The organism is Kocuria rosea (assembly GCF_006094695.1).
In the GTDB taxonomy this organism is placed as follows: domain Bacteria; phylum Actinomycetota; class Actinomycetes; order Actinomycetales; family Micrococcaceae; genus Kocuria; species Kocuria rosea.
On sequence record NZ_CP035103.1, the window covers coordinates 2,948,316 to 2,974,733 of the forward strand.

23 protein-coding genes are annotated in these 26,418 nt (G+C 71.4%); 9 read left to right on the forward strand and 14 right to left on the reverse strand.

Annotation, left to right across the window (positions count from 1 at the left end; all coding sequences use genetic code 11):
* Nucleotides 1-5 precede the first annotated feature (5 nt).
* Nucleotides 6-1,106, reverse strand: coding sequence for an ABC transporter permease (locus EQG70_RS13510; RefSeq protein WP_017832140.1), 1,101 nt, complete (start codon nt 1,104-1,106; stop codon nt 6-8).
* A gap of 29 nt (nt 1,107-1,135) precedes the next feature.
* A complete protein-coding gene (locus EQG70_RS13515; RefSeq protein ID WP_109268824.1) occupies nt 1,136-2,164 on the reverse strand; it encodes a substrate-binding domain-containing protein in 1,029 nt (342 codons plus the stop codon).
* A gap of 191 nt (nt 2,165-2,355) precedes the next feature.
* Between EQG70_RS13515 and EQG70_RS13520 the strand changes: the two genes are divergently transcribed.
* From EQG70_RS13520 to EQG70_RS13535, 5 genes are all read left to right on the forward strand, one after another.
* On the forward strand, nt 2,356-3,096 hold the full coding sequence (locus EQG70_RS13520) for a GntR family transcriptional regulator (RefSeq protein WP_109268825.1): 741 nt from the start codon (nt 2,356-2,358) through the stop codon (nt 3,094-3,096).
* Nucleotides 3,097-3,161: 65 nt separating this feature from the next.
* The gene (gene iolB, locus EQG70_RS13525; RefSeq protein ID WP_109268826.1) at nt 3,162-4,079 is read left to right on the forward strand and encodes a 5-deoxy-glucuronate isomerase; all 918 of its coding nucleotides are present in this window, start codon (nt 3,162-3,164) and stop codon (nt 4,077-4,079) included.
* Between the two features lie 8 nt (nt 4,080-4,087).
* On the forward strand, nt 4,088-5,575 hold the full coding sequence (locus tag EQG70_RS13530) for an MFS transporter (protein ID WP_109268827.1): 1,488 nt from the start codon (nt 4,088-4,090) through the stop codon (nt 5,573-5,575).
* Entirely contained in the window at nt 5,572-5,724 is a 153-nt protein-coding gene (locus EQG70_RS18350) for a hypothetical protein (protein ID WP_197722661.1), read from the forward strand. Before EQG70_RS13530 ends, EQG70_RS18350 begins: the two co-directional genes overlap by 4 nt.
* Before the next feature lie 24 nt (nt 5,725-5,748).
* Nucleotides 5,749-6,102 carry an aldo/keto reductase gene (locus EQG70_RS13535; protein WP_237740407.1) on the forward strand — a complete coding sequence of 118 codons (354 nt, stop codon included), beginning with the start codon at nt 5,749-5,751 and terminating at the stop codon, nt 6,100-6,102.
* Nucleotides 6,103-6,180: 78 nt separating this feature from the next.
* Here the strand turns inward: EQG70_RS13535 and EQG70_RS13540 are convergent, their stop codons facing one another.
* Entirely contained in the window at nt 6,181-7,188 is a 1,008-nt protein-coding gene (locus EQG70_RS13540; protein WP_109268828.1) for a sugar phosphate isomerase/epimerase family protein, read from the reverse strand.
* Entirely contained in the window at nt 7,185-8,363 is a 1,179-nt protein-coding gene (locus tag EQG70_RS13545) for a Gfo/Idh/MocA family protein (RefSeq protein ID WP_109268829.1), read from the reverse strand. The genes EQG70_RS13540 and EQG70_RS13545 overlap by 4 nt, the downstream gene beginning before the upstream one ends.
* A 192-nt stretch (nt 8,364-8,555) precedes the next feature.
* On the opposite strand from EQG70_RS13545, the gene EQG70_RS13550 reads away from it, so the two are divergent.
* Complete coding sequence (locus EQG70_RS13550) at nt 8,556-9,563, forward strand: LacI family DNA-binding transcriptional regulator (RefSeq protein ID WP_109268830.1); 1,008 nt, start codon at nt 8,556-8,558, stop codon at nt 9,561-9,563.
* 102 nt (nt 9,564-9,665) lie between these two features.
* Here EQG70_RS13550 and EQG70_RS13555 read toward each other — a convergent pair whose 3' ends face one another.
* From EQG70_RS13555 to EQG70_RS13585, 7 genes are all read right to left on the reverse strand, one after another.
* The gene (locus EQG70_RS13555; protein WP_017832130.1) at nt 9,666-10,703 is read right to left on the reverse strand and encodes a Gfo/Idh/MocA family protein; all 1,038 of its coding nucleotides are present in this window, start codon (nt 10,701-10,703) and stop codon (nt 9,666-9,668) included.
* 88 nt (nt 10,704-10,791) lie between these two features.
* Nucleotides 10,792-12,327, reverse strand: a complete 1,536-nt coding sequence (locus EQG70_RS13560) for a CoA-acylating methylmalonate-semialdehyde dehydrogenase (protein WP_109268831.1) — start codon at nt 12,325-12,327, stop codon at nt 10,792-10,794.
* Nucleotides 12,328-12,339: 12 nt separating this feature from the next.
* On the reverse strand, nt 12,340-14,295 hold the full coding sequence (iolD, locus tag EQG70_RS13565; RefSeq protein ID WP_109268832.1) for a 3D-(3,5/4)-trihydroxycyclohexane-1,2-dione acylhydrolase (decyclizing): 1,956 nt from the start codon (nt 14,293-14,295) through the stop codon (nt 12,340-12,342).
* A complete protein-coding gene (locus EQG70_RS13570; protein ID WP_035926938.1) occupies nt 14,292-15,230 on the reverse strand; it encodes a Cgl0159 family (beta/alpha)8-fold protein in 939 nt (312 codons plus the stop codon). Before EQG70_RS13570 ends, iolD begins: the two co-directional genes overlap by 4 nt.
* Complete coding sequence (gene iolC, locus EQG70_RS13575; RefSeq protein WP_035926933.1) at nt 15,227-16,213, reverse strand: 5-dehydro-2-deoxygluconokinase; 987 nt, start codon at nt 16,211-16,213, stop codon at nt 15,227-15,229. The genes EQG70_RS13570 and iolC overlap by 4 nt, the downstream gene beginning before the upstream one ends.
* Entirely contained in the window at nt 16,210-17,136 is a 927-nt protein-coding gene (locus EQG70_RS13580) for a sugar phosphate isomerase/epimerase family protein (protein WP_109243250.1), read from the reverse strand. Before EQG70_RS13580 ends, iolC begins: the two co-directional genes overlap by 4 nt.
* A gap of 34 nt (nt 17,137-17,170) precedes the next feature.
* Entirely contained in the window at nt 17,171-18,130 is a 960-nt protein-coding gene (locus EQG70_RS13585; RefSeq protein WP_052132931.1) for a sugar phosphate isomerase/epimerase family protein, read from the reverse strand.
* Nucleotides 18,131-18,407: 277 nt separating this feature from the next.
* Here EQG70_RS13585 and EQG70_RS13590 point away from each other — a divergent pair, with 277 nt between their 5' ends.
* Nucleotides 18,408-18,800 (forward strand): tautomerase family protein, encoded by a 393-nt coding sequence (locus EQG70_RS13590; protein ID WP_017832726.1) that lies wholly within the window; start codon nt 18,408-18,410, stop codon nt 18,798-18,800.
* A gap of 98 nt (nt 18,801-18,898) precedes the next feature.
* Here the strand turns inward: EQG70_RS13590 and sucD are convergent, their stop codons facing one another.
* Nucleotides 18,899-19,816, reverse strand: coding sequence for a succinate--CoA ligase subunit alpha (gene sucD, locus EQG70_RS13595; RefSeq protein WP_031282624.1), 918 nt, complete (start codon nt 19,814-19,816; stop codon nt 18,899-18,901).
* Between the two features lie 39 nt (nt 19,817-19,855).
* Complete coding sequence (gene sucC, locus EQG70_RS13600) at nt 19,856-21,025, reverse strand: ADP-forming succinate--CoA ligase subunit beta (RefSeq protein ID WP_017832728.1); 1,170 nt, start codon at nt 21,023-21,025, stop codon at nt 19,856-19,858.
* Between the two features lie 262 nt (nt 21,026-21,287).
* On the opposite strand from sucC, the gene EQG70_RS13605 reads away from it, so the two are divergent.
* Nucleotides 21,288-22,037, forward strand: a complete 750-nt coding sequence (locus EQG70_RS13605) for a hypothetical protein (RefSeq protein WP_035926927.1) — start codon at nt 21,288-21,290, stop codon at nt 22,035-22,037.
* Between the two features lie 239 nt (nt 22,038-22,276).
* Entirely contained in the window at nt 22,277-23,725 is a 1,449-nt protein-coding gene (locus EQG70_RS13610; protein ID WP_017832730.1) for a sugar porter family MFS transporter, read from the forward strand.
* A 181-nt stretch (nt 23,726-23,906) separates the two neighbouring features.
* On the opposite strand, the gene pcrA is transcribed toward EQG70_RS13610, so the two are convergent.
* Nucleotides 23,907-26,375, reverse strand: a complete 2,469-nt coding sequence (pcrA, locus tag EQG70_RS13615; protein WP_017832731.1) for a DNA helicase PcrA — start codon at nt 26,373-26,375, stop codon at nt 23,907-23,909.
* Between the last annotated feature and the right edge of the window lie 43 nt (nt 26,376-26,418).

Below are 26,418 nucleotides of genomic sequence, written 5' to 3' on the forward strand. Positions count from 1 at the left end.
GTCACCTACTTCCTCTCGACGCGCTTGCGCACGTACATGTTCACGATGGTGGCCAGCAGCAGCATCAGGCCCAGGAAGAACTTGAACCAGTCCGGGTTCCACTCGGCGTAGACGATGCCGCGGGAGGCGATGCCGAAGATCAGCGCGCCCAGAGCGCCGCCGATCGCGGAGCCGAAGCCGCCGGTGAGCAGGCACCCGCCGATCACGGCGCCGATGATGTAGAGGAACTCGTTGCCGACGCCCTCCCCGGACTGCACGGAGTCGAAGGCGAAGAGGTTGTGCATGCCCAGCAGCCAGCCGCACAGGCCCACGCCCATGAACAGACCGATCTTGGTCTTCGCCACCGGCACGCCCACGGCGCGGGCGGCGTTCTCGTCCCCGCCCACCGCGAAGATCCAGTTGCCGATCCTCGTCTTGAGCAGGATGAACGTGGCGACCGCCACCAGGGCGATCCAGTAGAACACCGTGATCCGCACGTTCACCCCGGCGATGGTCACCGAGGAGGCGAAGATCGCCTTGGCGGAGTCGAAGCCGTCCATGGTGCTGATCGAGGGCGAGGAGACCGAGCCGCCGATGAGCCGGGTCAGAGCCAGGTTGAGCCCGGTGAGCATGAGGAACGTCGACAGGGTCACGATGAAGGAGGGCAGCTTGGTGCGCATCAGCAGCCAGCCGTTGATCAGCCCGATCGCCAGCGAGGTCAGCAGGGCGATGCCCACCCCGACCCAGACGTTGACGGCGAAGAACCAGCTGAACATCGAGGCGGCCAGCGCGGAGGTGATCACGGCCACCCCGGTGGAGAGGTCGAACTCCCCGCCGATCATCAGCAGGGACACCCCCACCACCATGATCCCGATGGTCGAGGCCCCGTACAGCACGGTGGAGATGGACTGGGCCTGGGTGATCGAGGGGGCGGCGACGGCGAAGAACAGCGCCACCACGATCGCCCCGACCAGCGCCCCGATCTCGGGGCGGGCCAGGAAGGTGCCCAGCAGGCCCTTGGTCTGGATGCGCTCGTCGGCCGGAGCCGCGGCGGTGGGCGTGGAGGGGGCTCCGGAGGAGCCGCGGTCCGGCGCCGGTGCGGCGGCCGGTGTACGGGTGGAGGTCATGGTCTTCTGCTCCTGGTTCCCGGGCCCGCTCAGCGGATGCCCTCGTTCGCGTACTCGAGGACGTCCTCGGCGTTCGACGAGTCCACGACGGCGGGACCCGTGAGCGTCGCCTGGCCGCCGCCGATCTTGAAGGCGCCCCGGTGGTTCTGCCACAGGGAGTCCACGGACAGGTAGCCCTGCAGCCACGGCTGCTGGTCGATGGTGAACAGCACGTCGCCGTCGACGACGGCCTGGGCGAGGTCGCCGTTCATGTCGAAGGACGCGACGGTCGCGTCGCTGCCGGCCGACTCCTTCGCCTCGAGCAGGGTCATCGTGTAGGGCGCGCCGAGCCCGATGATCGAGTCGGCCTCCGTCGAGGCCTGCAGCTTGGCCGTGGCGGTCGAGGACACCTGGGTCATGTCCGTGCCCTGCACGTAGAGGATCTCCGTCTCCGGCAGCGCCTCCTTGACGCCGGCGCACCGGGCCTCGAGGCCCACGTGGCCCTGCTCCTGGATCACGCAGATCGGGTGCTGCAGGCCCTCCTCCTTGAGCCGCTCCCCCGCCGTCTGCCCGGCCAGCTGCTCGTCGGACCCGAAGTGCGCGAACGCGCCGAGGTCCTCGAACTCGTTCTCGCCGGCGTTGAGGGTCACCACCGGGATGCCGGCCTCCTCGGCCTGGGCCAGCACGTCCCGCAGGGCGTCGGGCTTGGCCAGGGTCACGGCGATCCCGTCGACGCCCTGGTCGATGTACTGCTGCACGAGCTGGGCCTGGCGCCCGCCCTCGGGATCGGAGGCGTAGAGGAACTCCACGTTGTCCTTCGCCGAGGCCTCCTCGGCGCCCGCGCGGATCCGGTCCCAGAACGTGTCGCCCGGGGCGGCGTGCGTGATCATGGCGATCTTGATCTGCTCGGTCTGGGCCGCCTGGCCGCCGCCGCCCTCGCCCGCGGCGGTGGTCTCCCGGCCGCCCTCGGACGAGCAGCCGGCGAGCGCCATGGCGGGGACCAGCAGGGCGGCGGCCGCCAGGAGACGCCGGGGTGCCCTGGGCCGCAGGTTCTCGGGGGAAGGACGTCGTGCAGTCATGGGATGTTCTCCTCGTGTCGATGCGGGGCCTCGCGCCTCCGGGCGCCGCCTCGGCCGTCCGCTTGGGGATCATCCTGGGTGACCCGGATCACAGATGTCAATAGAATGTATGGACATATTCACATCTCGCCCTTCACAATGGAGGAAGTCGGCGGTCCCGCCCGCTCGGTTCCACTCCTTGGAGGTCCACCATGTCCGGCCCACTCCGTCTCACGGTCGACAAGACCTCCCCCGTGCCCCTCTACCACCAGGTGGCGCAGGGGCTCGAGGACGCGATCCGCAGCGGTGAGCTGCCCCCGGGAACCAAGCTGGACAACGAGATCGACCTCGCCAACCGGCTCAACCTGTCCCGGCCCACCATGCGCAAGGCCATGGACCAGCTCGTGCGCGCCGGGCTGCTGGTGCGCAAGCGCGGTGTGGGCACCCAGGTGGTGGGCAGCCAGGTGCGCCGCTCGCTCGAGCTGACCAGCCTGCACGAGGACCTCCAGCGCAGCGGGGGCAGTCCCAGCACGGACGTGCTGGACTTCGCGCGGATCCCTGCCGACGACGAGGTGGCGCTGCTGCTGGGCATCGCGCCGGGCGACGAGGTCTACCACCTCGTGCGCCTGCGCGGCACGGACGGCGAGCCGCTGGCCCTCATGGAGAACTGGATCCCCTGCGCGCTGTGCAAGCTCACGCGCGAGCAGCTCGAGCAGGAAGGGCTGTACTCCCTGATGCGCGGCCAGGGCGTCAACTTCCAGCTGGCCCACCAGCGGGTGGGCGCCGTCTCGGCCGACGCGTTCCAGGCGGAGCAGCTGGGCGTCGAGCCCGGCGCCGCGCTGGTCAGCATGCACCGCACCGCCATGGACGACCTCGGCCGGCAGGTGGAGACCGGCCGGCACGTGTACCGGGCCGACAAGTACACCTTCGAGCTGACTCTCGTCCAGCGCTGAGCGCCGGACCACCGCCGCGGCCCGAGACCACCGCACGACGACGACACCGGAAGGCACACCGACCCATGCACACCGACAGTTCCCGCCCCGAATGGGTCCACCCCAAGGACTCCGCCGCCCAGGACGGCTGGTTCGTCTCCCTGGGCGGCCACGACTCCGCCGCCGAGGTCCCCGGCTGGGCCCACACGGGCCTGCGCGTGGCCGACCTCTGCCCGGGCGGACGGATCCGCCTGGACGCCGCCGAGGAGGAGCGAATCGTGGTGCCCCTGGCGGGGAGCTTCACCGCCGAGACGAATGGTGAGAGCTACGACCTCGCCGGCCGGCCGTCGGTCTTCGCCGGCCCCACCGACGTCCTCTACACCGGGATCCGCCGGGACCTGACCGTGTCCACCGCCACCGGCGGCCGGGTGGCCGTGGCCTCGGCGCCCGCCCGCGCGGAGCACCCGACGCGGCTCGTGACCCGCGAGGAGATCCCGGTGGAGCTGCGCGGGGCGGGGAACTGCTCGCGCCAGGTGCACAACTTCGGCACGCCCGCCGCGCTGGAGGCCGACCGGTTCATCGTGTGCGAGGTGCTCACCCCGGCCGGCAACTGGTCCTCCTACCCGCCGCACAAGCACGACGAGGAGAAGGACGGGGAGACCGCCCTGGAGGAGATCTACTACTTCGAGACGCAGCTCGCCGAGGGCATGCCCGCCCCGGAGTCCGGCGGCACCGACCCGATGGGCTACCAGCGGGTCTACGCCTCGGACGACCGCCCCATCGACGTCAGCGCCGAGGTGCGCTCCGGCGACGTCGTCCTGGTGCCCTACGGCTGGCACGGGCCCGCCATGGCGACCCCCGGCTACGACCTGTACTACCTCAACGTCATGGCCGGGCCGGGCCGGGTGCGGGAGTGGCTGATCAGCGACGACCCCCACCACGGCTGGATCCGCCGGACCTGGGACGAGTCGGCCGTCGACCCCCGGCTGCCCTTCGGCCGCTGACCGGTTCCGTGCCGATCCGTCCGGGCGACCGCACCCGGACTCGTCCCCCGGACGACGGGACCGCCCGCACATGGAGCCGCCGGCTCGCGCTGCTCGTGTCCACCGTGCTGTTCATGGAGCACCTCGACGGCACGATCCTCGTCACCGCGGCGCCGAGCATCGCGGCCGATCTCGGCGTCGGCAGCGCCGAGATCGGCCTCGCGATGACCGTCTACCTCGTCACGGTGGCCACGTTCATCCCCGTGGGCGGCTGGCTCGCCGGCCGATTCGGGCCCCGGTGGGTGTTCTGCGCATCCATTGTCGTCTTCACGCTCGCCTCCCTCCTGTGCGCTGCCGGCAGCAGCCTCCCGGCACTGGTGGCGGCGCGGGTCCTTCAGGGCCTCGGCGGGGCCATGATGGTCCCGGTCGGGCAGCTCATCGTCCTGCGCGCCACGGACCGGCGCGATCTGCTGCGGGCCATCGCATGGATCACGTGGCCGGCGCTGCTCGCGCCCGTGCTGGCCCCGCTCGTGGGCGGGCTGCTGACCTCCTGGGCGAGCTGGCACTGGATCTTCCTGATCAACGTCCCGGTGGGCGCGGCGGCCCTCGTCGCGGCGCTGCGGCTCGTCCGCGACACGGAGACCGAACGCCGGTCCCTCGACGTGCCGGGGCTGCTGTGGTGCACGGTCGCCGTGTTCGGCCTGGTCGCCGGTCTGCAGCTCGTCCCGCACGCCGGATGGGCCGGCGCCGCGGTCGGGCTGCTGTGCGTCGCGGCCCTCAGCGGAGCCGTCGCCGTGCGCTGGCTGCTGCGCGCCGCGAACCCCCTGCTGGACCTGCGGGTCTACCGGATCGCCGGCTACCGGGCGGCGAACTCGGGCGGCTTCGTCTACCGGGCGGTCGTCAGCTCGGTCCCGTTCCTGCTGCCGCTGCTGCTCCAGGACGGATTCGGCCGGTCGCCCGTGGAGTCCGGTCTGCTCGTCACCGCCGTGTTCCTCGGCAACGTGGGCGTCAAGCCGGCCACCACCCCGCTGCTGCGCCGGTTCGGGTTCCGCACCGTCCTCATCGCCTCCGTGTCCGGCGGTGCGGTCTGCATCGCGACGTTCCTGCTCCTGGCTCCGGGCACGCCCCTGTGGCTCGTCACCCTGCTGCTGCTGGCCAGCGGGGCGCTGCGCTCGATCGGATTCACCGCCTACAACTCCCTGCAGTTCGCCGACGTGGAACCGGCGCAGATCTCTTCGGCGAACACCCTGTCCGCCACCAGCGCGCAACTGGCCACCGGGCTGGGGATCGCCGTGGGAGCCCTCGTCCTGCAGCTGGCCTCGGCCGCTGCCGGAATTCTCCCCGAGGCCGGAGACCTGCTCCCGTACCGGGCGGCCTTCGCCGTCATGGCAACCCTGCTCCTGCTGCCCCTGGTCAGTGCGCTGCGGCTCCCACCCTCGGTGGCCGAGCACGTCAGCGGGCACGCCACCACCGTCCCGGCGCCACCCCGCACCCCTTCAGGAAAGAGGACACCATGACCGCTCTTCCCGAACGCCCGCTCAGCGACGCCACGACCCTGCCGGCCCTCGGCTTCGGCACCTTCCCGCACGAAGAGGCGGACTCCGCCGCAGTCACCGAGCACGCCCTGGACCTGGGCTACCGGCTGCTGGACACCGCCCTGAGCTAGGAGGCCACCGGGGTGACTCCGGTGGTGAACCAGATCGAGATGCACCCCTATTTCGGACAGCGCCCGCAGCGACAGTTCCACGCCGAGCACGGCATCCTCACACAGAGCTGGAGCCCGCTCGGGCGGGGCGGGGCCCTGCTGGCCGAACCGGCGCTGGAGGAGATCGCCCGCGCCCACGGCGTCGGGACCGGTCAGGTCGTGCTGCGCTGGCACGTCCAGCAGGGGGTCGTCCCGATCCGCACCTCCGCGAACCCGGAGCGACGCCGCGTCAACCGGGAACTGGATTTCGAGCTCAGTCCCGAGCAGATGGCCGCCGTCGACAGGTTGGAGCAGGGTCGCATCTGGGGCCAGGACCCCGAGGAGTACGAGGAGTTCTGAGCCCCCGCTCCACCGGCCCAGGTGCGCGACAGGGCCCCCTCCACCCGGAGGGGGCCCTGTCGTCGTCCGTGGACGGTGTCAGCGCAGGGCGCCGACGGACGCGGCGGCGTCCTTCAGGACGCCGGCGGCGATCTCGAGGCCCTCGATCCGGCCCAGGGAGACGTCCTCGTGCTCGATGTTGACGGCCATGTCCGGGTCGACCTCGTGCAGCGCGGTGAGGAACTCGGCCCAGTAGGCGGTGTCGTGGCCGCGGCCCAGTGCCACGAAGTCCCACGCGGAGTCCTTCGGCCACTCGTTGGCCCACTCGTCCCCGCCGAGGTTGGTGCGGTCCTCCTCGGCGGAGAGGCGGCGGAAGCTGTTGTCCAGCACACCGTAGAGCGCGGCGTTGTCCTGGTTGATCCGCACGTCCTTCGCGGCCGCGTGGAGGATCAGCGGGCCGAGCTCGCGGACCACGGCGACCGGGTCCATCTGCTGCCAGAACAGGTGCGAGGCGTCGAGCTCCACGCCCACGTGGGTGGCACCGGTCAGCTCGACGAGCTTGTAGACGTCGGCGGTGTTGAAGACGACGTTCTGCGGGTGCAGCTCCAGGGCCACCTTCACGCCGTGGTCGGCGGCCATCCGGTCGGTCTCCCGCCAGAAATCGGCGACGAGACCCCACTGGTAGTCCAGCACGTCCAGGGAGGCGGAGTTCCAGGCGTTGACGACCCAGTTGGGCACGGTGGCCCCGGGCTCCCCGCCGGGCAGCCCGGACATGGTGACCACCCGGGTCTGGCCCAGCCGCTCGGCCAGCCGGATGGAGCGGCGGATGTCCTCGGCGTGCTTCTCCCCGATGGCACGCTTGGGGTGCAGCGGGTTGCCGTTGCAGTTCAGCCCGGCCATCGACACGCCGGTGCCCTCGAAGACGCCCAGGTAGTCGTCGCGGGCGGCGTCGCTCTCGAGGATCTGGTCCATGTCCGGGACGTGGACGGCCGGCAGGAATCCACCGGTGTTGATCTCGATGCCGGTCAGGCCGAGGTCGGCGATGACCTTCAGGGCCTCCGGGAGCGGGCGGTCGTGCAGGATCGCGTTGTAGACGCCGAGCTTCACAGGACGACCTTCTTTCCGTGGTGGGTGGCCGACTCCACGGCCGCCTGCAGGATCTCCATGTTGTGCACGCCGTCCGCGAAGGAGGCGTTGCGCGGCAGTGAAACGGACTCGTCGAGACCTGCGACCTCCTCGAGGAAGGCGCGGGCCTGGTAGCCGAAGGCGTCGTTCTGGCCGAAGCCGACGCCGGGGGCGTCCATGGCCAGTCCCTGCGACAGGTAGGGGTGGCCGGGGCCGAGGTTGACGGTGCGGTAGCCGTTGGTGGCCTCGGGCCCCTCGCGGAGGAACAGCTCGATCTCGGCCGGGCGCAGCTGGTTGAACCGGGCCGCACCCTTCTCGCAGAACACCTCGAAGGTCAGCGTGTTGGGGTGCCCGGCCGCCACCCGGGAGACCTCGAGGCTGCCGGCGCCGGAGGCGAACTCCGCGGAGTAGGCGGCGTAGTCGTCGTTCTCGACCGGCTCGTGGACGTCGCTGACCTCCACCAGGTGGTGGCCGGTCACCGCGCCCAGGGGCAGGGGGCGTTCGGTGATGGTGGTGGCCAGGCGTCCGCCGGACACGGAGGCGATGTCGCCGCAGAGGAATTCCGCGACGTAGGCCAGGTGGCTGCCGACATCGGCCAGCGCACCGGAGCCGGGGCCGCCCTTGTAGCGCCAGCTCATCGGGGCCTTGGGGTTGAACCCGTAGTCGGTCCAGTACCGGCCGCTGAAGTGCAGGACCTTGCCCAGGGTGCCGTCCTGGATCAGGTCGCGGATCGCGGCGATGCCGGGGGTGCGCCGGAAGGTGAAGCCGATCCGGGCGACGGACTCCGCCTGCTCGGCGGCGGCGGCCATGGCGCGGGCGTCCTCGAGGGTGTCGCTGAGCGGCTTCTCGCACAGCACGTGCTTGCCCGCCTCCAGCAGGCCCTCGACCGCCCGGCGGTGGAAGCGGTTCGCGATGACGACGCTGACCACGTCGATCTCCGGGTCCTCCGCGACCGCCTCCCAGGAGCCGACGGCCTTCTCATAGCCGTAGCGGCGGGCCACGTGGCCACCGAGGGTCTCGTTGACGTCGCCGATGGCGACGTAGCGCAGCGGGGGCAGGACGGGGTCGTAGAGCGTGGGGGCCACGCGGTAGGCGGCCGCGTGGGCCTGGCCTGCCATGCCGGCGCCGATGACGGCGATGCCGATGCTGTCGGTCATGTTTCTCTCCTGGACTGGGGACGGGACGGGGACGGTTCGGGAAAGGGGACGAACACGCACGAAGAGCGGCCGTCGCTCCGGGCCCTGTGGCACCGGTCACGATTGGAGCGCTCCAACGAGCGTAGGATCTTCTGCGGACCGGGTCAAGAGATTTGTCAGGACAAATTCGGGAGAGCGATCGGGGACAATGCTGTGGTGAACACTCGACCGCCCACCATCTACGACGTCGCCCGGAGCGCGGGCGTCTCCAAGTCCTTGGTGTCCCTCGTCCTGCGCGGCTCCCCCAGCGTCTCCGAGGCCCGGCGGACCGCCGTCCTGGAGGCGGTGGAGCGGCTGGGCTATCGCCCCAGCCAGGCCGCCGCGGCGCTGGCCGGGGCGACGACGCGCACCATCGGGGTGGTCATCGACGACTGGCGGAACCTGTGGTTCGTGGAGCTGCTGCGCGGTCTGCAGGAGGGCCTGGCGCCGCACGGACTGCGGATCGCGGTCGCCGACCACACGCTCAACGCGCACGTGGAGGCGCACCCGCTGGACGGCTTCCTGTCGATGCGCGTCGACGGGCTGGTGATCGCCACCGAGCCGACCGGGGCCATGCGCGTGCCCGAGGGACTGCCCGTCGTGGTGGCCGGCCACCGGGAGGGCGTGGTGCCGGGTGCCGAGGTCGTCGCCAACGACGACCGGCTCGGCGCGCGCCTGGCGACGGAGCACCTGATCGGCCTCGGCCACCGCGGCATCGGCCACCTCACGGGCGGCGGCGGAGCGGCCCGGCTGCGGGCGGAGGGCTTCGCGGCGGCGATGGCCGCGGCCGGCCTCGAGCCCCGCACCGTCGCCGGGCACGGTGCCACCACGGAGGAGGACGGCTACGCCGCCGCGGTGCGCCTGCTCGACGCCGCTCCGGAGACCACGGCGGTCTTCGCCGCCAACGACACCATGGCCATGGGGGCGCTCGCGGCGGCCGGTGAGCGCGGGCTGCGCGTGCCGCATGAGCTCTCGGTGGTCGGCTACGACGACTCCCCCATCGCCTCCACCCATCTCCTGCGGCTGACCACCGTCGACAGCCGCAACGCGGAGATTGGCGCGGTCGCCGCCGAGCGGCTGGTGGCCCGGATCGGCGGGGGCCCGGACACGGGGGCGGCGGTCCTGCTCGAGCCGGAGCTGGTCGTCCGCGGCTCCACGGCGGCACCCCGCGCGACCGGGTGACGGCGGGGCCCCGCGAGCGCCCCGCCGCCGCGCCGGGGAAACGGGTCAGGGCGCGGCGGGGCCCTCGCCCCGCCGCGCCCTGACGCCGGCCCCCGCTGCCACTCAGGCGCGGGCGGCCACCGGTGCCGTGCTGTAGAGCTCCGGCTTCGGCTGCATCCGCACGGGCACGATCTCCCCGCTGGCCTGCGCCCGGACGCCGGCCTCGCAGCACGCGGCCGTGGCGTAGCCGTCCCATGCGGAGGGCCCGCCGATCTGCCCGCGCGCGGCGGCGTCGACCCACGCCTGGATCTCGCGGTCGTAGGCCTCGACGAAGCGCTCCTCGAAGCCCGGGGTGACGCTGCCGCCCCAGGTGCCGGCCGTGCGGACGTAGGGTTCGGTGTCGCCGCCGATGCCCACCACACCGGTCTCGAAGGACGCCTGCGTGGCGACCTGGTAGCCGAACTGCGCGTTGACGTAGGCCTCGACCTGGGCGAGGATCCCGGACTCGGTCTCCATGAGCACCAGCTGCGGGTCCTTCTGGCCCTCCGGGGCGTTGCGGGTGGAGCGCCCGATCCGGACCTGGACCGAGGTGATCTCCTCCCCGGTGAAGAAGCGCACGGCGTCGAACTCGTGCACCACGGAGTCGTTGATGATCATCTCGTTGGTGAACCCGGGCGGGGTGGTCGGGTTGCGGTGCTGGTGGTGCAGGGTCAGCAGCTCCCCGTAGGTCTGCTCCTCGATCATCCGGCGCAGGGCGAGATAGCCCGCGTCGAAGCGGCGCATGAAGCCGACCTGGATCAGCTGCCGGCCGGCGGCGACCTCGGCCTCGACCACGCGCCAGGAGGACTCCGCGTCCGGGGTCAGCGGCTTCTCGCACAGCGTGGGCAGCCCGTGCTCGATCGCGGACAGCAGCACCTGCTCGTGCAGGAACCCGGGGGTGGCGATGAGGGCGGCGTCGATGTCGTCCCGGTCGAGCACCTCCTGGAAGTCGGTGTGGGCCACCGCGCCGGGGATGTGGGCGATGGCGGCCTCGGCCCGGGCCCGGTCGATGTCGACGACGGCGGCGATCTCGGCGCCGTTGATCCGGCGGTGGATGCGCTCGATGTGGTCGGCGCCCATGCGGCCGGCTCCGACGACGGCTACGCGCAGCGGGGTGTTCATGGTGTTCTCCTTCCGCCGCCCCTGCGGGGCGGGATGTGCGGGGCGCTCCCGCCGGTCCGGGGACCGGCGGGAGCGGGTGGCGTGCGGGTCAGTGGTCGGACGAGGACGGGAAGGCGAAGGACGCCCCCGAGGCGTGGTGCGGCTCGGGCCAGCGCTCGGTGATGGCCTTGCCGCGGGTGTAGAAGCGCACGCCGTCGGGCCCGTAGATGTGGTGGTCGCCGAACAGGGAGGCCTTCCAGCCGCCGAAGGAGTGCCAGGCGACGGGCACGGGGATCGGGACGTTGACGCCGATCATGCCCACGGTCACCTGCCGCTTGAACTGGCGGGCGTAGGCGCCGGAGGAGGTGAAGATCGCGGTGCCGTTGCCGTACGGGTTGGCGTTGATGACCTCGATGCCCTCCTCCAGGGTGTCCACGCGCAGCACCACGAGGACGGGCCCGAAGATCTCCTCCTCGTAGGCCTGCATGTCCTTCCGAACCCGGTCCAGGACGGTGGGGCCCACGAAGAAGCCGTCCTCGTGGTCCTTCACGATCAGGTCGCGGCCGTCCACGACGACGGCGGCGCCGTCCTGCTCGGCGGCGGTGACGATTCGGCGCACCCGGTCCCGGGACGCGGGGGTGATGACGGGGCCCATGTCGGAGGAGGCGTCCATGCCGTTGCCCACGGTGATGTCCTTGGCGCGGGCGGCCAGCTTGTCCACGAGCAGGTCCGCGGCCTCGCCGACGGCCACGGCCACGGACACGGCCATGCAGCGCTCCCCGGCGGAGCCGAAGGCGGCCGCCGTGAGGTTGTCGGCCGCGGAGTCCATGTCCGCGTCCGGCAGCACGATCGCGTGGTTCTTCGCCCCGCCGAGGGCCTGGACGCGCTTGCCGTGCTTGGTCGCGGTCTCGTGCACGTACTGCGCGATCGGGGTGGAGCCCACGAACGAGATGCCGTCCACGTCCGGGTGGGTCAGCAGCCCGTCCACGGCCTCCTTGCCGCCGTGCAGCACCTGGAACACCCCGTCCGGCAGTCCGGCCCGCTGCCACAGCTCGGCGATCAGCAGGGCCGGGGAGGGGTCCCGCTCGGAAGGCTTGAGGATGAAGGCGTTGCCGGTGGCGATCGCCACCGGCGCCATCCACAGCGGCACCATGACGGGGAAGTTGAACGGGGTGATGCCCGCGACCACGCCGAGGGGCTGGCGGAAGGAGTAGACGTCGATGCCGGTGGAGAACTGGTCGGAGTACTCCCCCTTGAGCTGCTCGGCGATCCCGCAGGCGAACTCGACGACCTCGAGGCCGCGGCCCACCTCGCCCTTGGCGTCTGAGAGCACCTTGCCGTGCTCGGCGGTGATCAGGGCGGCGAGGTCGTCGGTGTGGGCGGCCACGAGCTCGCGGAACTTGAACAGCACGGCGGTGCGCTTGGCCAGGGACACGTCGCCCCACGAGTCGGCGGCCGCCCGGGCCGCGGCCACCGTGGTCTGCAGGTCCTCGTCGGTGGCCAGGTGCAGGATGCCGGACACCTGCCCGGTGGCGGGGTTGTAGATCTCCTGGGTGCGGTCACCGGTGCCGGGCGTGCGGGCCCCGGCGATGAAGTGCTCGACGTGCTGGATCTGCTGGTCGGTCCTGTCGATCTGCTGGGTCATGGGACTCCTCCTTCAGTTCCCCAGCAGCGGACGCTGCCGGGCCTTGTGCTGCTGGTAGGCCTCGTAGGCCTCGTTCGTGGACTCGAGGGTGGCGGTGCCCGTGACGGGCACGTCCCACCAGGACTCGGAGCTGGGCGCGTCGATCAGCGGGTCCGACTCCACGTGCACGAGCACGGGACCGGAGCCCTCGGGCACGGCCTTGGCCTCGGCCACGCACCGCTGCAGCCGGTCGATCACGCCCTCGCCGGGCTCGACCCGCAGCACGCGCACGCCGAGGGACTCGGCGTTCGTGGCGAGGTCGATCGGCAGCGTCGAGCCGTCGTCGAAGCTGTGCCGGGCCCCGTCGAGGTAGCGGTACTTCGTGCCGAAGCGCTGGGACCCCAGCTGCTCCGAGAGCGCGCCGATCGAGGCGTAGCCGTGGTTCTGGATCAGCACCACCACGAGCTTGAGCCCCTCGGCCACGGCCGTGACGAGCTCGGTGTGCATCATCAGGTAGGAGCCGTCCCCGACCATGACGACGACGTCGCGCGCGTCCTGCGGCGTCCCGGCCCGCTGGGCCTCGGCCACGGCGGCCCGCTTGACCCCGAGCCCGCCGGCGATCTCGTAGCCCATGCAGGAGAACGCGTACTCGACGTGGTAGCCGAAGGCGTCCTTGACCCGCCACATCTTGTGCAGGTCACCGGGCAGCGAGCCCGCCGCGCACACGACGACGTCGCGGTCGTCCATGGCCTCGTTGACGGCCCCGATGATCTCGTTCTGGCTGGGCAGCGGCAGGTGCCGCTCGGAGAACGCCGCGTCCACGGTCGCGTCCCAGCGCTGCTTCTCGGCTTCGACGGTCGCCGCGAGGTCCGCACCGACCCGGTACCCGCCCAGCGCCTGCGTCAGTTCGACGAGCGTCTTGCGGGCGTCGGCGACGACCGGCACGGCGGTGCCCTGCTTGTAGGCGTCGAACGCCGCGACGTTGATGTTGACGAAGCGCACGTCCGGGTGCTGGAACGCGGTGCGGGACGCGGTGGTGAAGTCCTCGTACCGGGTGCCGATGCCGATCACCAGGTCGGCGTCGGCGACCACGGCGTTGGAGGCCGTGGAGCCGGTGGAGCCGACGGCCCCGAGGCACAGCGGGTGGTCCCAGTCCATGACCCCCACGCCCGCCTGGGTGTAGGTCACGGGGATCCCGGTGGTCTCGGCGAACTCGGCCAGCGCCTCGGTGGCGAAGGAGTAGTGCACCCCGCCGCCGGCGATGACCACGGGCCGCTCGGCCGCACGGATCGCCGCGACGGCCGCGCGGACGTCCTCCTCCTCGGGCGCCGGCCGGCGGATCCGCCACTCCCGGGGGGCGAGGAACTCCTCGGGCACCTCCAGCGGCTCGGCCTGCACGTCCTGCGGGAGCGCGATCGTCACGGCGCCGGTCTCGGCCGGGTCCGTGAGCACCCGCATGCCGTTGAGCAGCGCCGAGAAGAGCTGCTCCGGCCGCCAGACGCGGTCGAAGTAGCGGGACACCGGCCGGAAGACGTCGTTGACGGTGATGTCGTTGGCGTCGGGGCGCTCGAGCTGCTGGAGCACCGGGTCCGGGCGCCGGGAGGCGAACTGGTCCGAGGGGAACAGCAGCGCGGGCAGCCGGTTCGTGGTGGCCAGGGCGGCGCCGGTCACCATGTTGGTGGCGCCGGGGCCGATCGAGGTGGACACCGCGAAGGTGGCCCGGCGCCGGGTGTGCCGGGCGTAGCCGACGGCCTGGTGCACCTGGGCCTGCTCGTTGCGGCCCTGGTAGTAGGGCATCAGGGCGGGGTCCTGGGCCTGGTACTGCTTCAGGGCCTGCCCCACCCCGGCCACGTTGCCGTGGCCGAAGATGCCGAACATGCCCGGGATCGTGCGCTGCCGGTACTCCTCGGCACCGATCCGGTCGACGGTCCACTGGTTGGCCAGGAACTCCACGAGCGCCTGGGAGACGGAGAGGGTGCGGGTGCTCATCGGGCGGCTCCTTCCTCGACGGTGTGCCCCTTGAGCAGGGACGCGGCGGTGGCCACGGCGCCGGCGACGTCGCCGTCCTCGGGGTAGAGGAGGGTGCGGCCGACGGTCAGGCCCTGCACGCCGGGCAGCGCGAGGGCGGCCTCCCAGGTCGCGAAGACCTCGTCGGGCCGGCCGCTCGGGTCACCGCCCAGCAGGACCGTGGGCAGGGTGGTGGCCGCCATGACGCGCTCCATGTCCTCGACCACGGGAAGCTTCATCCACGTGTGCGCGGAGGTTCCCCCGAGCCCCTGGGCGATCGCCACGGACTGGATCACGGCGTCGGCGGAGAGGTCGTTGACGATGCCGGTGCCGGTGATCCGGGAGATGAACGGCTCCACCATCGCGATGAGGCCGAGGGCGGCGAGGGAGTCCACCGCCCTGGCGGTGTTCTCCAGGACGGAGGTGGTGTGCGGGTCCTCGAAGCAGATGCGGGTGAGCATCTTGCCGCCGTCGGCGCCGATCCGGTCCAGGGCCTCGGCGGTGTGCCCCGTGAAGCGGTCGTCGATCTCGTTGACGAGGCCCGGCAGTCCGCCGCGGTTCATGGAGCCGAAGACGAGCTTGCCCTCGAGCGCCCCGAGCAGCAGCAGGTCGTCCAGCACGTCCGGGGAGGCGAGCACGCCGTCCACCTGGGGGTCCGCCAGGGCGATCTGCAGCCGGTCGAGCAGGCTGCGCCGGTCGGCCATGGCGTCGGCCTCGCCGCGCACCCGCAGGGCGCCGCGGGCCGCGTGGTCGGCGGCGACGACGAAGTTCTGCCGCCCGTGCACGGGTCCGGGGTGACGACGGCGGGAGTCCGCGGCGCGCTGGACGGCGCGCGGGTCCTCCAGCCGGACCCGGGTCAGGTGCTCGTAGCGGCGGGGGTCCGCCGTGTCGAGCTCGAGGGGGGTGGTCGTGGTCATCGGGTGGCTCCTTCGGGTACGGCGCGGCCGCGCTCGCGCAGCAGCTGGAAGACCTCGGCGGGGGTGGGCATGGCGTCGGAGCAGGAGATCTTCGAGGCCACGATCGCGCCTGAGGCGTTGGCGTAGTCGAGGACCTGCTCGAGGCTCCAGCCCTGGTTGATGCCGTGGCAGAAGGCCCCGCCGAAGGAGTCGCCGGCGCCGAGGCCGTTGACGGTCTCCACCGGGACGGGGGCCGAGACCACGCGCTCGTCGCGGGTCTTGGCCATGACCCCCTCGGGGCCGAGCTTGACGACGGCGATCCGCACGCCGGCCTCCAGCAGCCGGTCGGCCTGCTCGTCGGGGGTGCCCTCCCCCACGGCCACCGCGCACTCCTTGTCGTTGCCGATGGCGATGGTCACGTGGCCGAGCAGCTCGTGGACCTGCGCGCGGGCGTCCTCCTCGGACTCCCAGAACATGGGCCGGTAGTCGAGGTCCAGGATCGTGTGCTGGTCGGCCCGCAGCTGCTCGCGGGGACGGGCCTCGTGGGCGGCGAAGTGGGCCGCCCGGGACGGCTCCTGGCACAGGCCCGTGACGGTGGACCACAGGATCCGCGTGTCGGCCACGACCTCGGTGTCGATCTCCTCGGGCCGGATCTGCAGGTCCGGGGCCGTGGGGAAGCGTCCGTAGAAGTACAGCGGGAAGTCCTCGGGCGGGCGGATCGCGCAGAACGTGGCGGGGGTCTGCAGCCCCGGCACGGCGCTCACGAACCGGTCGTCCACGCCGTAGCGGGTGAGCTCGCGGTGCAGGAAGGTGGCGAACGGGTCGTCGCCGGTGCGGGTGATCACCGCGGTGGACTCGCCGTGGCGGGCCGCGGCGACCGCCACGTTCGACGGCGATCCGCCGAGGTACTTGCGGAACGTGGTCACGTCCTCGAGTCCGACGCCGATGTCGTCGGGGTAGATGTCGACGCTGATGCGTCCCAGGGTCACGACGTCGTAGCTCACGCGTGGGCCTCCGTCCTCTGCTCGGTGTGCTGCGGGGTGCCGGCGGCGGCCTTCCGGGCCGCCTCGGCGCGCTCGGTCATCTGCTCCAGCTGGTAGCGGGAGACCTCCATCGCGCTCTCGTCCTCGGCGAAGACCGAGGAGACCATCACGGAGTCCGCCCGGTCGAGGAAGCCGTTGGTGGCGAGGCCGCCGAAGAACTCGTCCCAGTCGACGTCGCCGTCGCCGATCTTCAGGTGCTGGTGCACCCGGGCGGCGTTGCCCGGGGGGTTGGTGATGTAGCGCAGCCCGTGCGAGCGGTGGTGGTCCATCGTGTCCGCCACGTGCACCACGCGCAGGCGGTCGCCCACCGCGGCCATGATCTCCAGGGGTGCGTCCTCCATGTGGAAGGTGTGCGGGGCCACGTAGGCGAAGCCGAGGTTCGGGGAGTTCACGCCCCGGATCACCCGCCACGCCGCCAGGCCCTGCTCCACGAAGTCGTCGGGGTGCGGGTCGATGGCGATGTGCACGCCCTCCGCCTCGATGAGGGGCAGGAGCTCCTCCATGGAGCGGTAGAACGCGCGCTCGGACTCCTCGGAGAGCTCGGGCCGGCCCGAGAACTCGGTGTTCATCTGCTGCACCCCGAGGTCCACGGTCATCCGGACGGCGCGCTTCCAGTACCGCACGGCGGCCTCACGGGCGTCGGGGTCCGGGGAGGACCAGCGCAGCACGGGCAGCACGGAGGCGATCTGCACCCCGGCGGCACGGCAGGCCGCCCGCAGGTCCGCGACGAGCCGGTCGTCGGCCTTGGGGTGGCCGAAGAAGGGCAGGAAGTCGGCGTGCGGCGTGAGCTGCAGGTGGTCGTAGCCCAGGTCCGCGGCGAGCTGCGGGAACTCGAGCAGGGAGTGGGTGGAATGGAACGGGGTGGGATCGAGGGCGATCTTCATGGGCGGATCTCCAGGTCTGTGGTGCGCGGACGGGTCAGCGGACGCGGGTGCGGGAGCCGCAGCCCAGCAGGTAGGAGCGCGTGCGGGTGGCGATGGGCAGCGGGACGTCGAAGGAGGAGACGGGGTACATGTCCTGCTCGACGATGCCGAAGACCGGTCGCTCCAGCTTCTCCACCTCCGCGATGACCTCCGCGAGGTCCGGCAGGCCGGCGGGCGGCTCGACCATGACACCGGCGAGGTTGGCCGCGGCCCAGGTCAGGTTCTCCCGGCGCACGCGTTCGAGGACCACGGGGTCGATCTGCTTCAGGTGCAGGTAGCCGATCCGCTCGGGGTAGCGGCGGATGAGGTCCACGGAGGACGCTCCCCCGTACTCGGCGTGGCCGGTGTCCAGGCAGAGGGTTACCAGCTCGGGGTCGGTGCGCTGCAGGAAGGTCTCGATGTCGGGCTGGCCGCACACGTGGGAGTCGGCGTGGGAGTGGAACTGCTGCTGCAGACCGAAGTCCTCGCGCAGCACCTTCCCCAGCCGGTCGTGGCCCTCGCACAGCGCGTTCCACTGCTCGGTGCTCAGGTGCTCGTTCTCGAGCGCCTGGCCCGTCACGTCGTCCCGCCACATGGCCGGGATCACCACGATGTGCTCGCCACCCATGGCGGCGGTCAGCTCAGCGACCTTCCGCGCGGGCTCCCACGCCTCCTGCCACTGGCCGGCGCCGCGATGGAACGCCGTGAAGACGGTGCCCGCCGAGACCTTCAGGCTGCGCTGGGCGAGCTCGTCGGCGAGCCGGGCGGGGTCCGTGGGCAGGTAGCCGTAGGGACCCAGCTCGATCCAGGAGTAGCCCGCCTCGGCGACCTCGTCGAGGAAGCGCTCCCAGGGGGTCTGCTTCGGGTCGTCGGCGAACCACACGCCCCAGGAGTCGGGGGCGGTGCCGATGAGGACGGGGTTCTGCTGCTGTGCCGCCGCGCCGGCGGTCGTGGAGGTCGCGCTCTGCTGCGCCATGGTGCCCTGCTTTCTGGTGCTGGACCGGCGTCACGGTGCGGATCCCGTGCGCCCGGCCGATCAGTGGTCCGGATCACAACCAGAATACGACATCAGGTCAGTTTGTAAAGACATACGGTCTAACTGCGCGCCCGGCGATCCCCGAGACCCGATTCGTGGCCACCGGAGGGGGCAAGGGACGCCCATCAGGTCTTTTCTTTGTCGTAATGTGTTGACATACTTTCGAGCATGGTGGAACAGTCGTCCACCACGTGCCATCCACCGGAAGGACCCACCCGTGCCCCTCGTGCGCATCGACGTCATCGAAGACCGTCGAACCCCCGAACAGCTCCGCGAGCTCGCCGACACCGTCCAGGACGTCATGCTCGACACCTTCGCGGCCCCGCCCCGCGACCGCTACCAGATCATCACCGAGCACCGGCCCGGCCAGATCATCGCCGAGGACACCGGCCTCGGCTTCACCCGCACCGACGACCTCGTCATCGTCCAGGTGGTCCAGCAGGGCCGCAGCGAGGCCCAGAAGCAGGCCATGTACCGGGCCCTGGCCGACCGCCTCCGCGCCCGCACCGGGCTGGACCCGCAGGACCTCATCGTCTCCGTCACCGAGAACACCCGCGAGGACTGGTCCTTCGGCGAGGGCGTCGCGCAGTTCCTCGAAGGCCGGCTCTGACTCCTCGGCCGGCTCGGCGCACGGGAAAGGCCCCGTCCACGGTGTTCGCGGACGGGGCCTTCCCCGGGTGCTGGGTCGACGGGCCGGAGCCCGCCGGATCACTTCGTCTCGAAGATCTCCCGCATCAGCTGGGCGGTCTCGGACGGGGTCTTGCCGACCTTCACGCCCGCGGCCTCGAGGGCCTCCTTCTTGGCCTGCGCCGTGCCCGAGGAGCCGGAGACGATGGCGCCGGCGTGGCCCATGGTCTTGCCCTCGGGAGCGGTGAAGCCGGCGACGTAGCCGACGACCGGCTTGGAGACGTTCGCCTTGATGAAGTCCGCGGCGCGCTCCTCGGCGTCGCCGCCGATCTCGCCGATCATCACGATGGCCTCGGTCTCGGGGTCCGCCTCGAACGCCTCGAGGGCGTCGATGTGGGTGGTGCCGATGACCGGGTCGCCGCCGATGCCGATGGCGGTGGTGAAGCCGATGTCGCGCAGCTCGTACATCATCTGGTAGGTCAGGGTGCCCGACTTGGAGACCAGGCCGATCTTGCCCTTGCCGGTGATGTTCGCCGGGGTGATGCCGACGAGCGACTCGCCCGGGGTGATGATGCCGGGGCAGTTCGGGCCGATGATGCGGGTGGTCTGCTTGCCGTCCGCACCGGTCCTCGACTTCGCGTAGGCCCAGAACTCGGCGGAGTCCTGCACCGGGATGCCCTCGGTGATGACGACCACCAGCGGGACCGAGGCGTCGATGGCCTCGATCACGGCGTCCTTCGTGAAGGCCGGCGGCACGAAGACGATCGACACGTCCGCGCCGGTCTTCTCGACGGCCTCGGCGACGGTGCCGAAGACCGGCAGCTCGACGCTGTTGCCGTCCTTGTCCTGGTGGGCCACGGTGGTGCCGGCCTTGCGGGCGTTGACGCCGCCCATGACCTGCGTCCCCGCCGCGAGCATGCGGCCGGTGTGCTTGGTGCCCTCGCCGCCGGTGATGCCCTGAACGATGACCTTGGAGTCCTTGTTCAAAAAGATTGACATTGCTGTTCGTTCCTTAGAAGTGTTCGTCCGGTCGGCGGATCAGTTGGCGGCGTGGGCGAGCTCGGCGGCCTTGTCCGCGCCCTCGTCCATGGTCTCGGCGAGGGTGACGAGCGGGTGGTTGGCGCCGGCCAGGATGCGCCGGCCCTCCTCGACGTTGTTGCCGTCCAGGCGGACCACGAGCGGCTTGTCCTCCTCGTCCCCGAGGATCTCGAGGGCCTTCACGATGCCGTTGGCCACGGCGTCGCACGCGGTGATGCCGCCGAAGACGTTGACGAACACGGACTTCACCTGCGGGTCGTTGAGGATCACGTCCAGGCCCGCGGCCATGACCTCGGCCGAGGCCCCGCCGCCGATGTCCAGGAAGTTGGCCGGCTTGACGTTGCCGTGCTTCTCGCCGGCGTAGGCGACGACGTCCAGGGTGGACATCACCAGGCCCGCGCCGTTGCCGATGATGCCGACCTCGCCGTCGAGCTTGACGTAGTTGAGGTCGTGCTCCTTGGCCTTCTCCTCGAGGGGGTCGGCGCTGGACTTGTCGGCGAGGGAGGCGTGCTCCGGCTGGCGGAACTCCGCGTTCTCGTCGAGGGTGACCTTGCCGTCGAGAGCGATGACCTGCCCGTCGCCGGTCTTCACCAGCGGGTTGACCTCGACGAGCGTGGCGTCCTCCTTCTTGAAGACGTCCCACAGCTTCACGAGCACGGGGACCACCTTCGCGGCGGTCTCGTCGTCGAACTTCGCCTCGCGGACGATCTCCTGGGCCTTGGCCTCGGTGATGCCCTCGGTCGGGACGACCTCGACGCGGGCGAGGGCCTCGGGCCGCTCGACGGCGAGCTGCTCGATCTCCACGCCGCCCTCGACGGAGCACATGGCCAGGTAGGAGCGGTTGGCACGGTCCAGCAGGATCGAGAAGTAGTACTCCTCCGCGATGTCCGCGCCCTGGGCGATCATGACGCGGTGGACGGTGTGGCCCTTGATGTCCATGCCGAGGATCTGCTGGGCGTACTCGTAGGCCTCGTCGGCGGTCTTGGCGACCTTGACGCCGCCGGCCTTGCCGCGGCCTCCGACCTTGACCTGCGCCTTCACGACGGTGACCCCGCCGATCTTCTCGGCGGCGGCCCTTGCTTCTTCGGGGGTGGTCGCGACGATGCCCTGGAGCACGGGGACGCCGTGCTTCTCGAACAGGTCGCGTGCCTGGTATTCGAACAGGTCCACGGGTGAATGCCCTTCTTCGTCGAAGTCGTGGGCGGCGGCGACCCGGGCAGTGTGCGGGTCGTCCTCCGACCTGGTGGTGAACGGAGCACTGCGCATCCTCCCGGCCGGGGCCGGCAGGATGCGTCCGGGCCGTTCCGCGGAGCCGTTCCGGGCGCGGGACGTACCGGTGCACTCCCTGTACGAGACTGTAGTGCATGCTGAAACTGCGGCCACAACCGGGGGCGCGCGCGTGCGGCCCGGCGATTCTTGATTGACTGGCCCCATGAGCTCTGTCGACTCCCCCGAGAACCGGGCGTTCGCCCCTGCCGATGCCGGCTTCCTCGTCTCGATCGCGACCTTCGCGTTCGTGGCCCTCGGACTGGAGGCCGTGGTCGACGGCACGGTGCTCACCTTCACCGGCGGGATCCCCGACGTCTACCCGCTGGGCTGGCAGGTCGTCACCTGGCTGACCCTCGGCGCGGCGTGGCTCGCGATCCAGCGGGGCCTCGTGGCGTGGCTGCGCCACCGGGCGGCGGACCCCGCGGTCCCTGCGCCCTCGGACCCCGCCCCCTCCTCCGCGGTCGACCACCGGCGGACCACCACGGCCCTCGTCGTCTTCGTGCTGGCCGTCCTGCTCGGGGTGATCCTGCCCGTCTTCCTCGTGGGCGAGTGGCGCGTGCAGCCGATCCAGCTCTACCTGGACCTCTACGCGGAGTACGGCGCGGGCGCGTGGCTCGGCATGGTGGGCTTCGCCGCCTACCACGTGGGGCGGGCCCTGCTCCTCGCACTGGTCCTGACGTGCGTGCAGCGGGCCGCGGAGCTGCGCCGGCCGGCCCCCTGGGCACGGGTCGCCCCGGTGGGCGGGCTCGTCCTCGGGCTCCTGCTCGCCCTGCCCGGGCTGGTCCTGGGCGGCTGGGCCTCCGTCGCCACGGCCGTGGTCTGCTGCACGCTGCTGGGCGTGGTGCACAACCTCACCGGCAGGTCGCTGCGCTGGACGGCCCCCGCGGCCGTGGCGGTGCTGCTGTTCGTCTAGCGGCGTCGGCCGGGGCCCCTGTCGCCGTGCGCCCCTCCGGCTCCGACCCGGGCAGGACCGTGGCGGAGAAATGTTGCGGCGATCACAAGAATCTGCCCGCCGGGGTTCCCCACCCCGGCCATATGTCCTAACATAATGACATCAGGACCACTGAGACGTGCGTCACGCACGGAGTGACCCGTCCGACCCGTCAGCACCGTGCAGAGCGCACCGGTTGCGTCCGAGCAAAGGAACTCCCGATGGCCACCTCCTCACCCCGGGAAGCAGCAGCCACGCTGCCTCCCCTCACGTCCGGGCCGCATCGCAAGCGCCTCGGTCTCATCTCCGTCGTCGCCTGCTTCGGCGGCCTGCTCTTCGGCTACGACACCGGCGTGATCAACGGCGCGCTCCGCCCGATGTCGGAGGAGCTCGGCCTCACCCCGTTCACCGAGGGCGTGGTCACCAGCTCGCTCGTCTTCGCCGCCGCCGTCGGCGCGCTGTCCGGCGGACGCCTCTCGGACGCCTGGGGGCGCCGGAAGACCATCCTCCTGCTGGCCGTCCTGTTCTTCGTCGGGACCCTGGTCGTCGTGCTCACCCCCAACTACGAGATCCTCGTGCTCGGGCGCGTCCTGCTCGGCCTGGCCGTGGGCGGCGCCTCGGCGGTGGTGCCCGTCTTCCTCGCGGAGATGGCCCCGTACGAGATCCGCGGCTCGATCGCGGGACGCAACGAGGTGGCCATCGTGATCGGCCAGCTCTCCGCGTTCGTGATCAACGCGATCATCGGCAACGTCTTCAGCGACGTCACCGGCGTCTGGCGGATCATGTTCGCGATCTGCGCGCTGCCGGCCGTGGCGCTGTTCATCGGCATGCTCCGGATGCCGGAGTCCCCGCGCTGGCTCGTCGAGAAGGGCCGGCACGCGGAGGCCCTCGAGGTGCTCAAGACGGTGCGCTCCGAGGACCGTGCGATCGCCGAGCTCGGCGAGGTCGAGCACATCACCGAGGAGGAGCGCGCCGAGAACCGGATCGGGCTGGGCGCGATCCTGACCAACAAGCACCTGCTCCGCATCCTGCTCGTCGGCATCGGCCTCGGCATCGTCCAGCAGTTCACCGGCATCAACTCGATCATGTACTACGGGCAGATCGTGCTGATCGAATCGGGCTTCGAGGCCGGCGCGGCCCTCATCGCCAACATCGCCCCCGGGGTGATCGCCGTGGTCGGCGGCTTCATCGCGCTGTACATGATGGACCGGCTCGACCGGCGCAAGACCTTCATGATCGGTCTGAGCCTCACCACCACGTGCCACCTGCTGATCGGGATCGCCGCGATGACGATGACGGTGGACAACCCGCTGCGGCCCTGGGTGATCCTGGCCCTCGTGGTGGCCTTCGTCGGCTCCATGCAGACCTTCCTCAACGTCGCGGTCTGGGTGTACCTCTCCGAGGTGTTCCCCCTGCACATGCGCGGCTTCGGGATCGGCGTGTCCGTCTTCATGCTCTGGGTGGCCAACGGCGTCCTCGCGCTCTACTTCCCCTCCCTGGTCGACGCGGTCGGGATCACCGGGACGTTCTTCCTCTTCGCCGGGTTCGGCGTGCTGTCCCTGATCTTCGTCTACACCCAGGTCCCGGAGACGCGGGGACGCACCCTCGAGGCGCTCGAGGAGGACGTCTCGACCGGCGCGATCTACACGGTGAAGGCGAAGTCCTCCTAGGGAACAAGCCCGAGAGGTCAGCGGCGGGGACGCCCTGACCCGAGGAGAGCCTCCGGCCGGACGTGGTCCCTGACCACGCTCCGGCCGGAGGCTCTTCGCACGTCCCGCCCCCGCTCCGGCACGGGACCGGAGGCGGGACCACCGGTACGACCACCGCGGGGGCGGGCGGAACCGGGTCGGCTCAGCCGACCTTCGTCAGCGGCGCGTAGCGCAGCAGCAGCCGCTTCTCGTCGGCCCCGAAGCGCACCTTCGCCACGGTCTTGTCGCCGGCGCCCTCGAGGGACACCACGGTGCCCTTCCCGAACGCCGTGTGGTCCACGGTGTCGCCGACCGCGAGACTGGGAATCTCCTTGTTGGGCTGGACCCGTCCGGCCGTGGTGGCCCGGGACGGTGCCATCCGCTCGAAGGCCGCGTTCGACGCCGCGGCGGCGCCCCAGTAGGACCCCCGCATCGGGTCCCGCTGCCCGGAGCCGCCGTGCAGCGAGGAACCCCAGGACGCCGGGGCCGAGGACCCCTCGCGCTTCCAGTCGAGGAGCTCCGCCGGGATCTCGTCGAGGAACGGGCTGGCCGGGTTGTACTGGGACTGCCCCCACATGGAGCGGAACTCGGAGCGGGTGAGGTAGAGGCGCTCGCGGGCCCGGGTGAGCCCCACGTAGGCGAGCCGCCGCTCCTCCTCCATCTCCTTCTCGTCCGTGAGGGAGCGCTGGTGCGGGAACAGCCCGTGCTCCATGCCGGTCAGGAAGACCACGGGGAACTCGAGGCCCTTGGCGGTGTGCAGGGTCATGAGCGTGACCACGCCCTGGGCGCGGGCCTCGGCGACCTCCGCCGCGATCTGTTCGGCGCTCGGTCCGCCCTCGGTGCCGGCGGCGGGCCGGTTCGGGATCTGGTCGGCGTCGGCCACGAGGGAGACGTGCTCGAGGAACTCGGGCAGCCCGGCCTCGGGGTGGTCCCGCTCGAACTCGCGGACCACGGCCACGAGCTCCGCGAGGTTCTCGACCCGGGACTCGTCCTGGGGGTCCTGCGACTGGCGCAGCGCGGCGAGGTATCCGGACTGCTCCAGGACGGCCTCGAGGACCGTGGCGGCCCCCGAGCCCTCGGCGACCGAGGCGAGGTCGTCCATGAGCTGGACGAAGGCCTTGACCGCGTTCAGGGAGCGGGTGGCCATGCCGGGCGCCTCGTCGGCGCGGCGCAGCGCGGCCATGAAGGAGACCCGCTCGCGCTCGGCGAGGGCCGCGGCGGCGCCCTCCGCGCGGTCGCCGATGCCGCGCTTGGGCTCGTTGACGATCCGGCGGACGTTGATGTCGTCGTCCGGGTTCACGATCGCGCGCAGGTAGGACAGGGCGTCCTTGATCTCCTTGCGCTCGTAGAAGCGGGTGCCGCCCACCACCTTGTAGGGCAGGCCCACGCGCATGAGGATCTCCTCGAGAGAGCGGGACTGCGCGTTGGTGCGGTAGAACACGGCGACGTCGCCGGGGCGGTACCCGTCCTCGTCCTGGAGACGGTCGATCTCCTCGGCGATGAAGCGGGCCTCCTCGTGCTCGTTCTCGGCGGCGTAGCCGGTGATCTTCTCGCCGCTGCCGGAGGCCGTCCACAGCCGCTTGTCCCGGCGGCCCTTGTTCTTGGCGATCACCGCGTTGGCCGCGGTGAGGATGTTCTGGGTGGACCGGTAGTTCTGCTCCAGCAGGATGGTGCGGGCCTGGGGGTAGTCCTGCTCGAAGTCGACGATGTTGCGGATGTCGGCCCCGCGGAACGCGTAGATCGACTGGTCCGAGTCCCCCACGACGGTCAGCTCGGCGGGCGGCACGGGGCTCGCCCCCGGCCCGGTCCCGGCGTCCGCCCCCGTCCCGACGAGCTCCCGGACCAGCGCGTACTGCGCGTGGTTGGTGTCCTGGTACTCGTCGATGAGCACGTGCCGGTACCGCCGCCGGTAGTACTCGGCGACCTGCGGGAACGCCCGGAGCATGTGCACGGTCTGGGCGATGAGGTCGTCGAAGTCCATGGCGTTGGCCGCGCGCAGCCGCTCCGTGTAGCCGCGGTAGACCTGGGCCACGGCGCTCTCGAAGGGGTCGGTCTCGGAGACCCGGGACAGGTACGTCTCGTCGTCGACGAGCTCGTTCTTCAGCGCGGAGATCCGGTGCTGGATGCTCTTGGGGGCGAAGCGCTTCGGATCGAGGTCGTGCTGCTTGGCCACGAGGGTGAGCAGCCGCAGGGAGTCGGCGGAGTCGTAGATGGAGAAGGTCGACTTCAGGCCCACGCTGGCGGCCTCCCGCCGCAGCACGCGCACGCAGAAGGAGTGGAAGGTGGAGATCGACATCGACCTCGCGGAGTCCCCCACCAGCTCCACCACGCGCTCGCGCATCTCGGCGGCGGCCTTGTTCGTGAACGTGATCGCCAGGATCTCGCCCTGGTGGGCGCGCCCGGTGGCCAGCAGGTGCGCGATCCGGTGGGTCAGCACCCGGGTCTTTCCGGAGCCGGCGCCGGCGACGATCAGCAGCGGTGAGCCGGAGTGCTCCACGGCTGCCCGCTGCGGGTCGTTGAGCCCCTCCACCAGGGCCTCGGCGGAGACGGTGCCCCGCCTCGGACGGGCGTCGGTGCCGGGGCGGGCCACGGAGGCGGAGGGCAGGAGCGGGTTGTCGAAGAGGTAGTCCATCGTGGACCCAGTCTACCGAGGCCCGGTGACAGCCGGGCCGGCC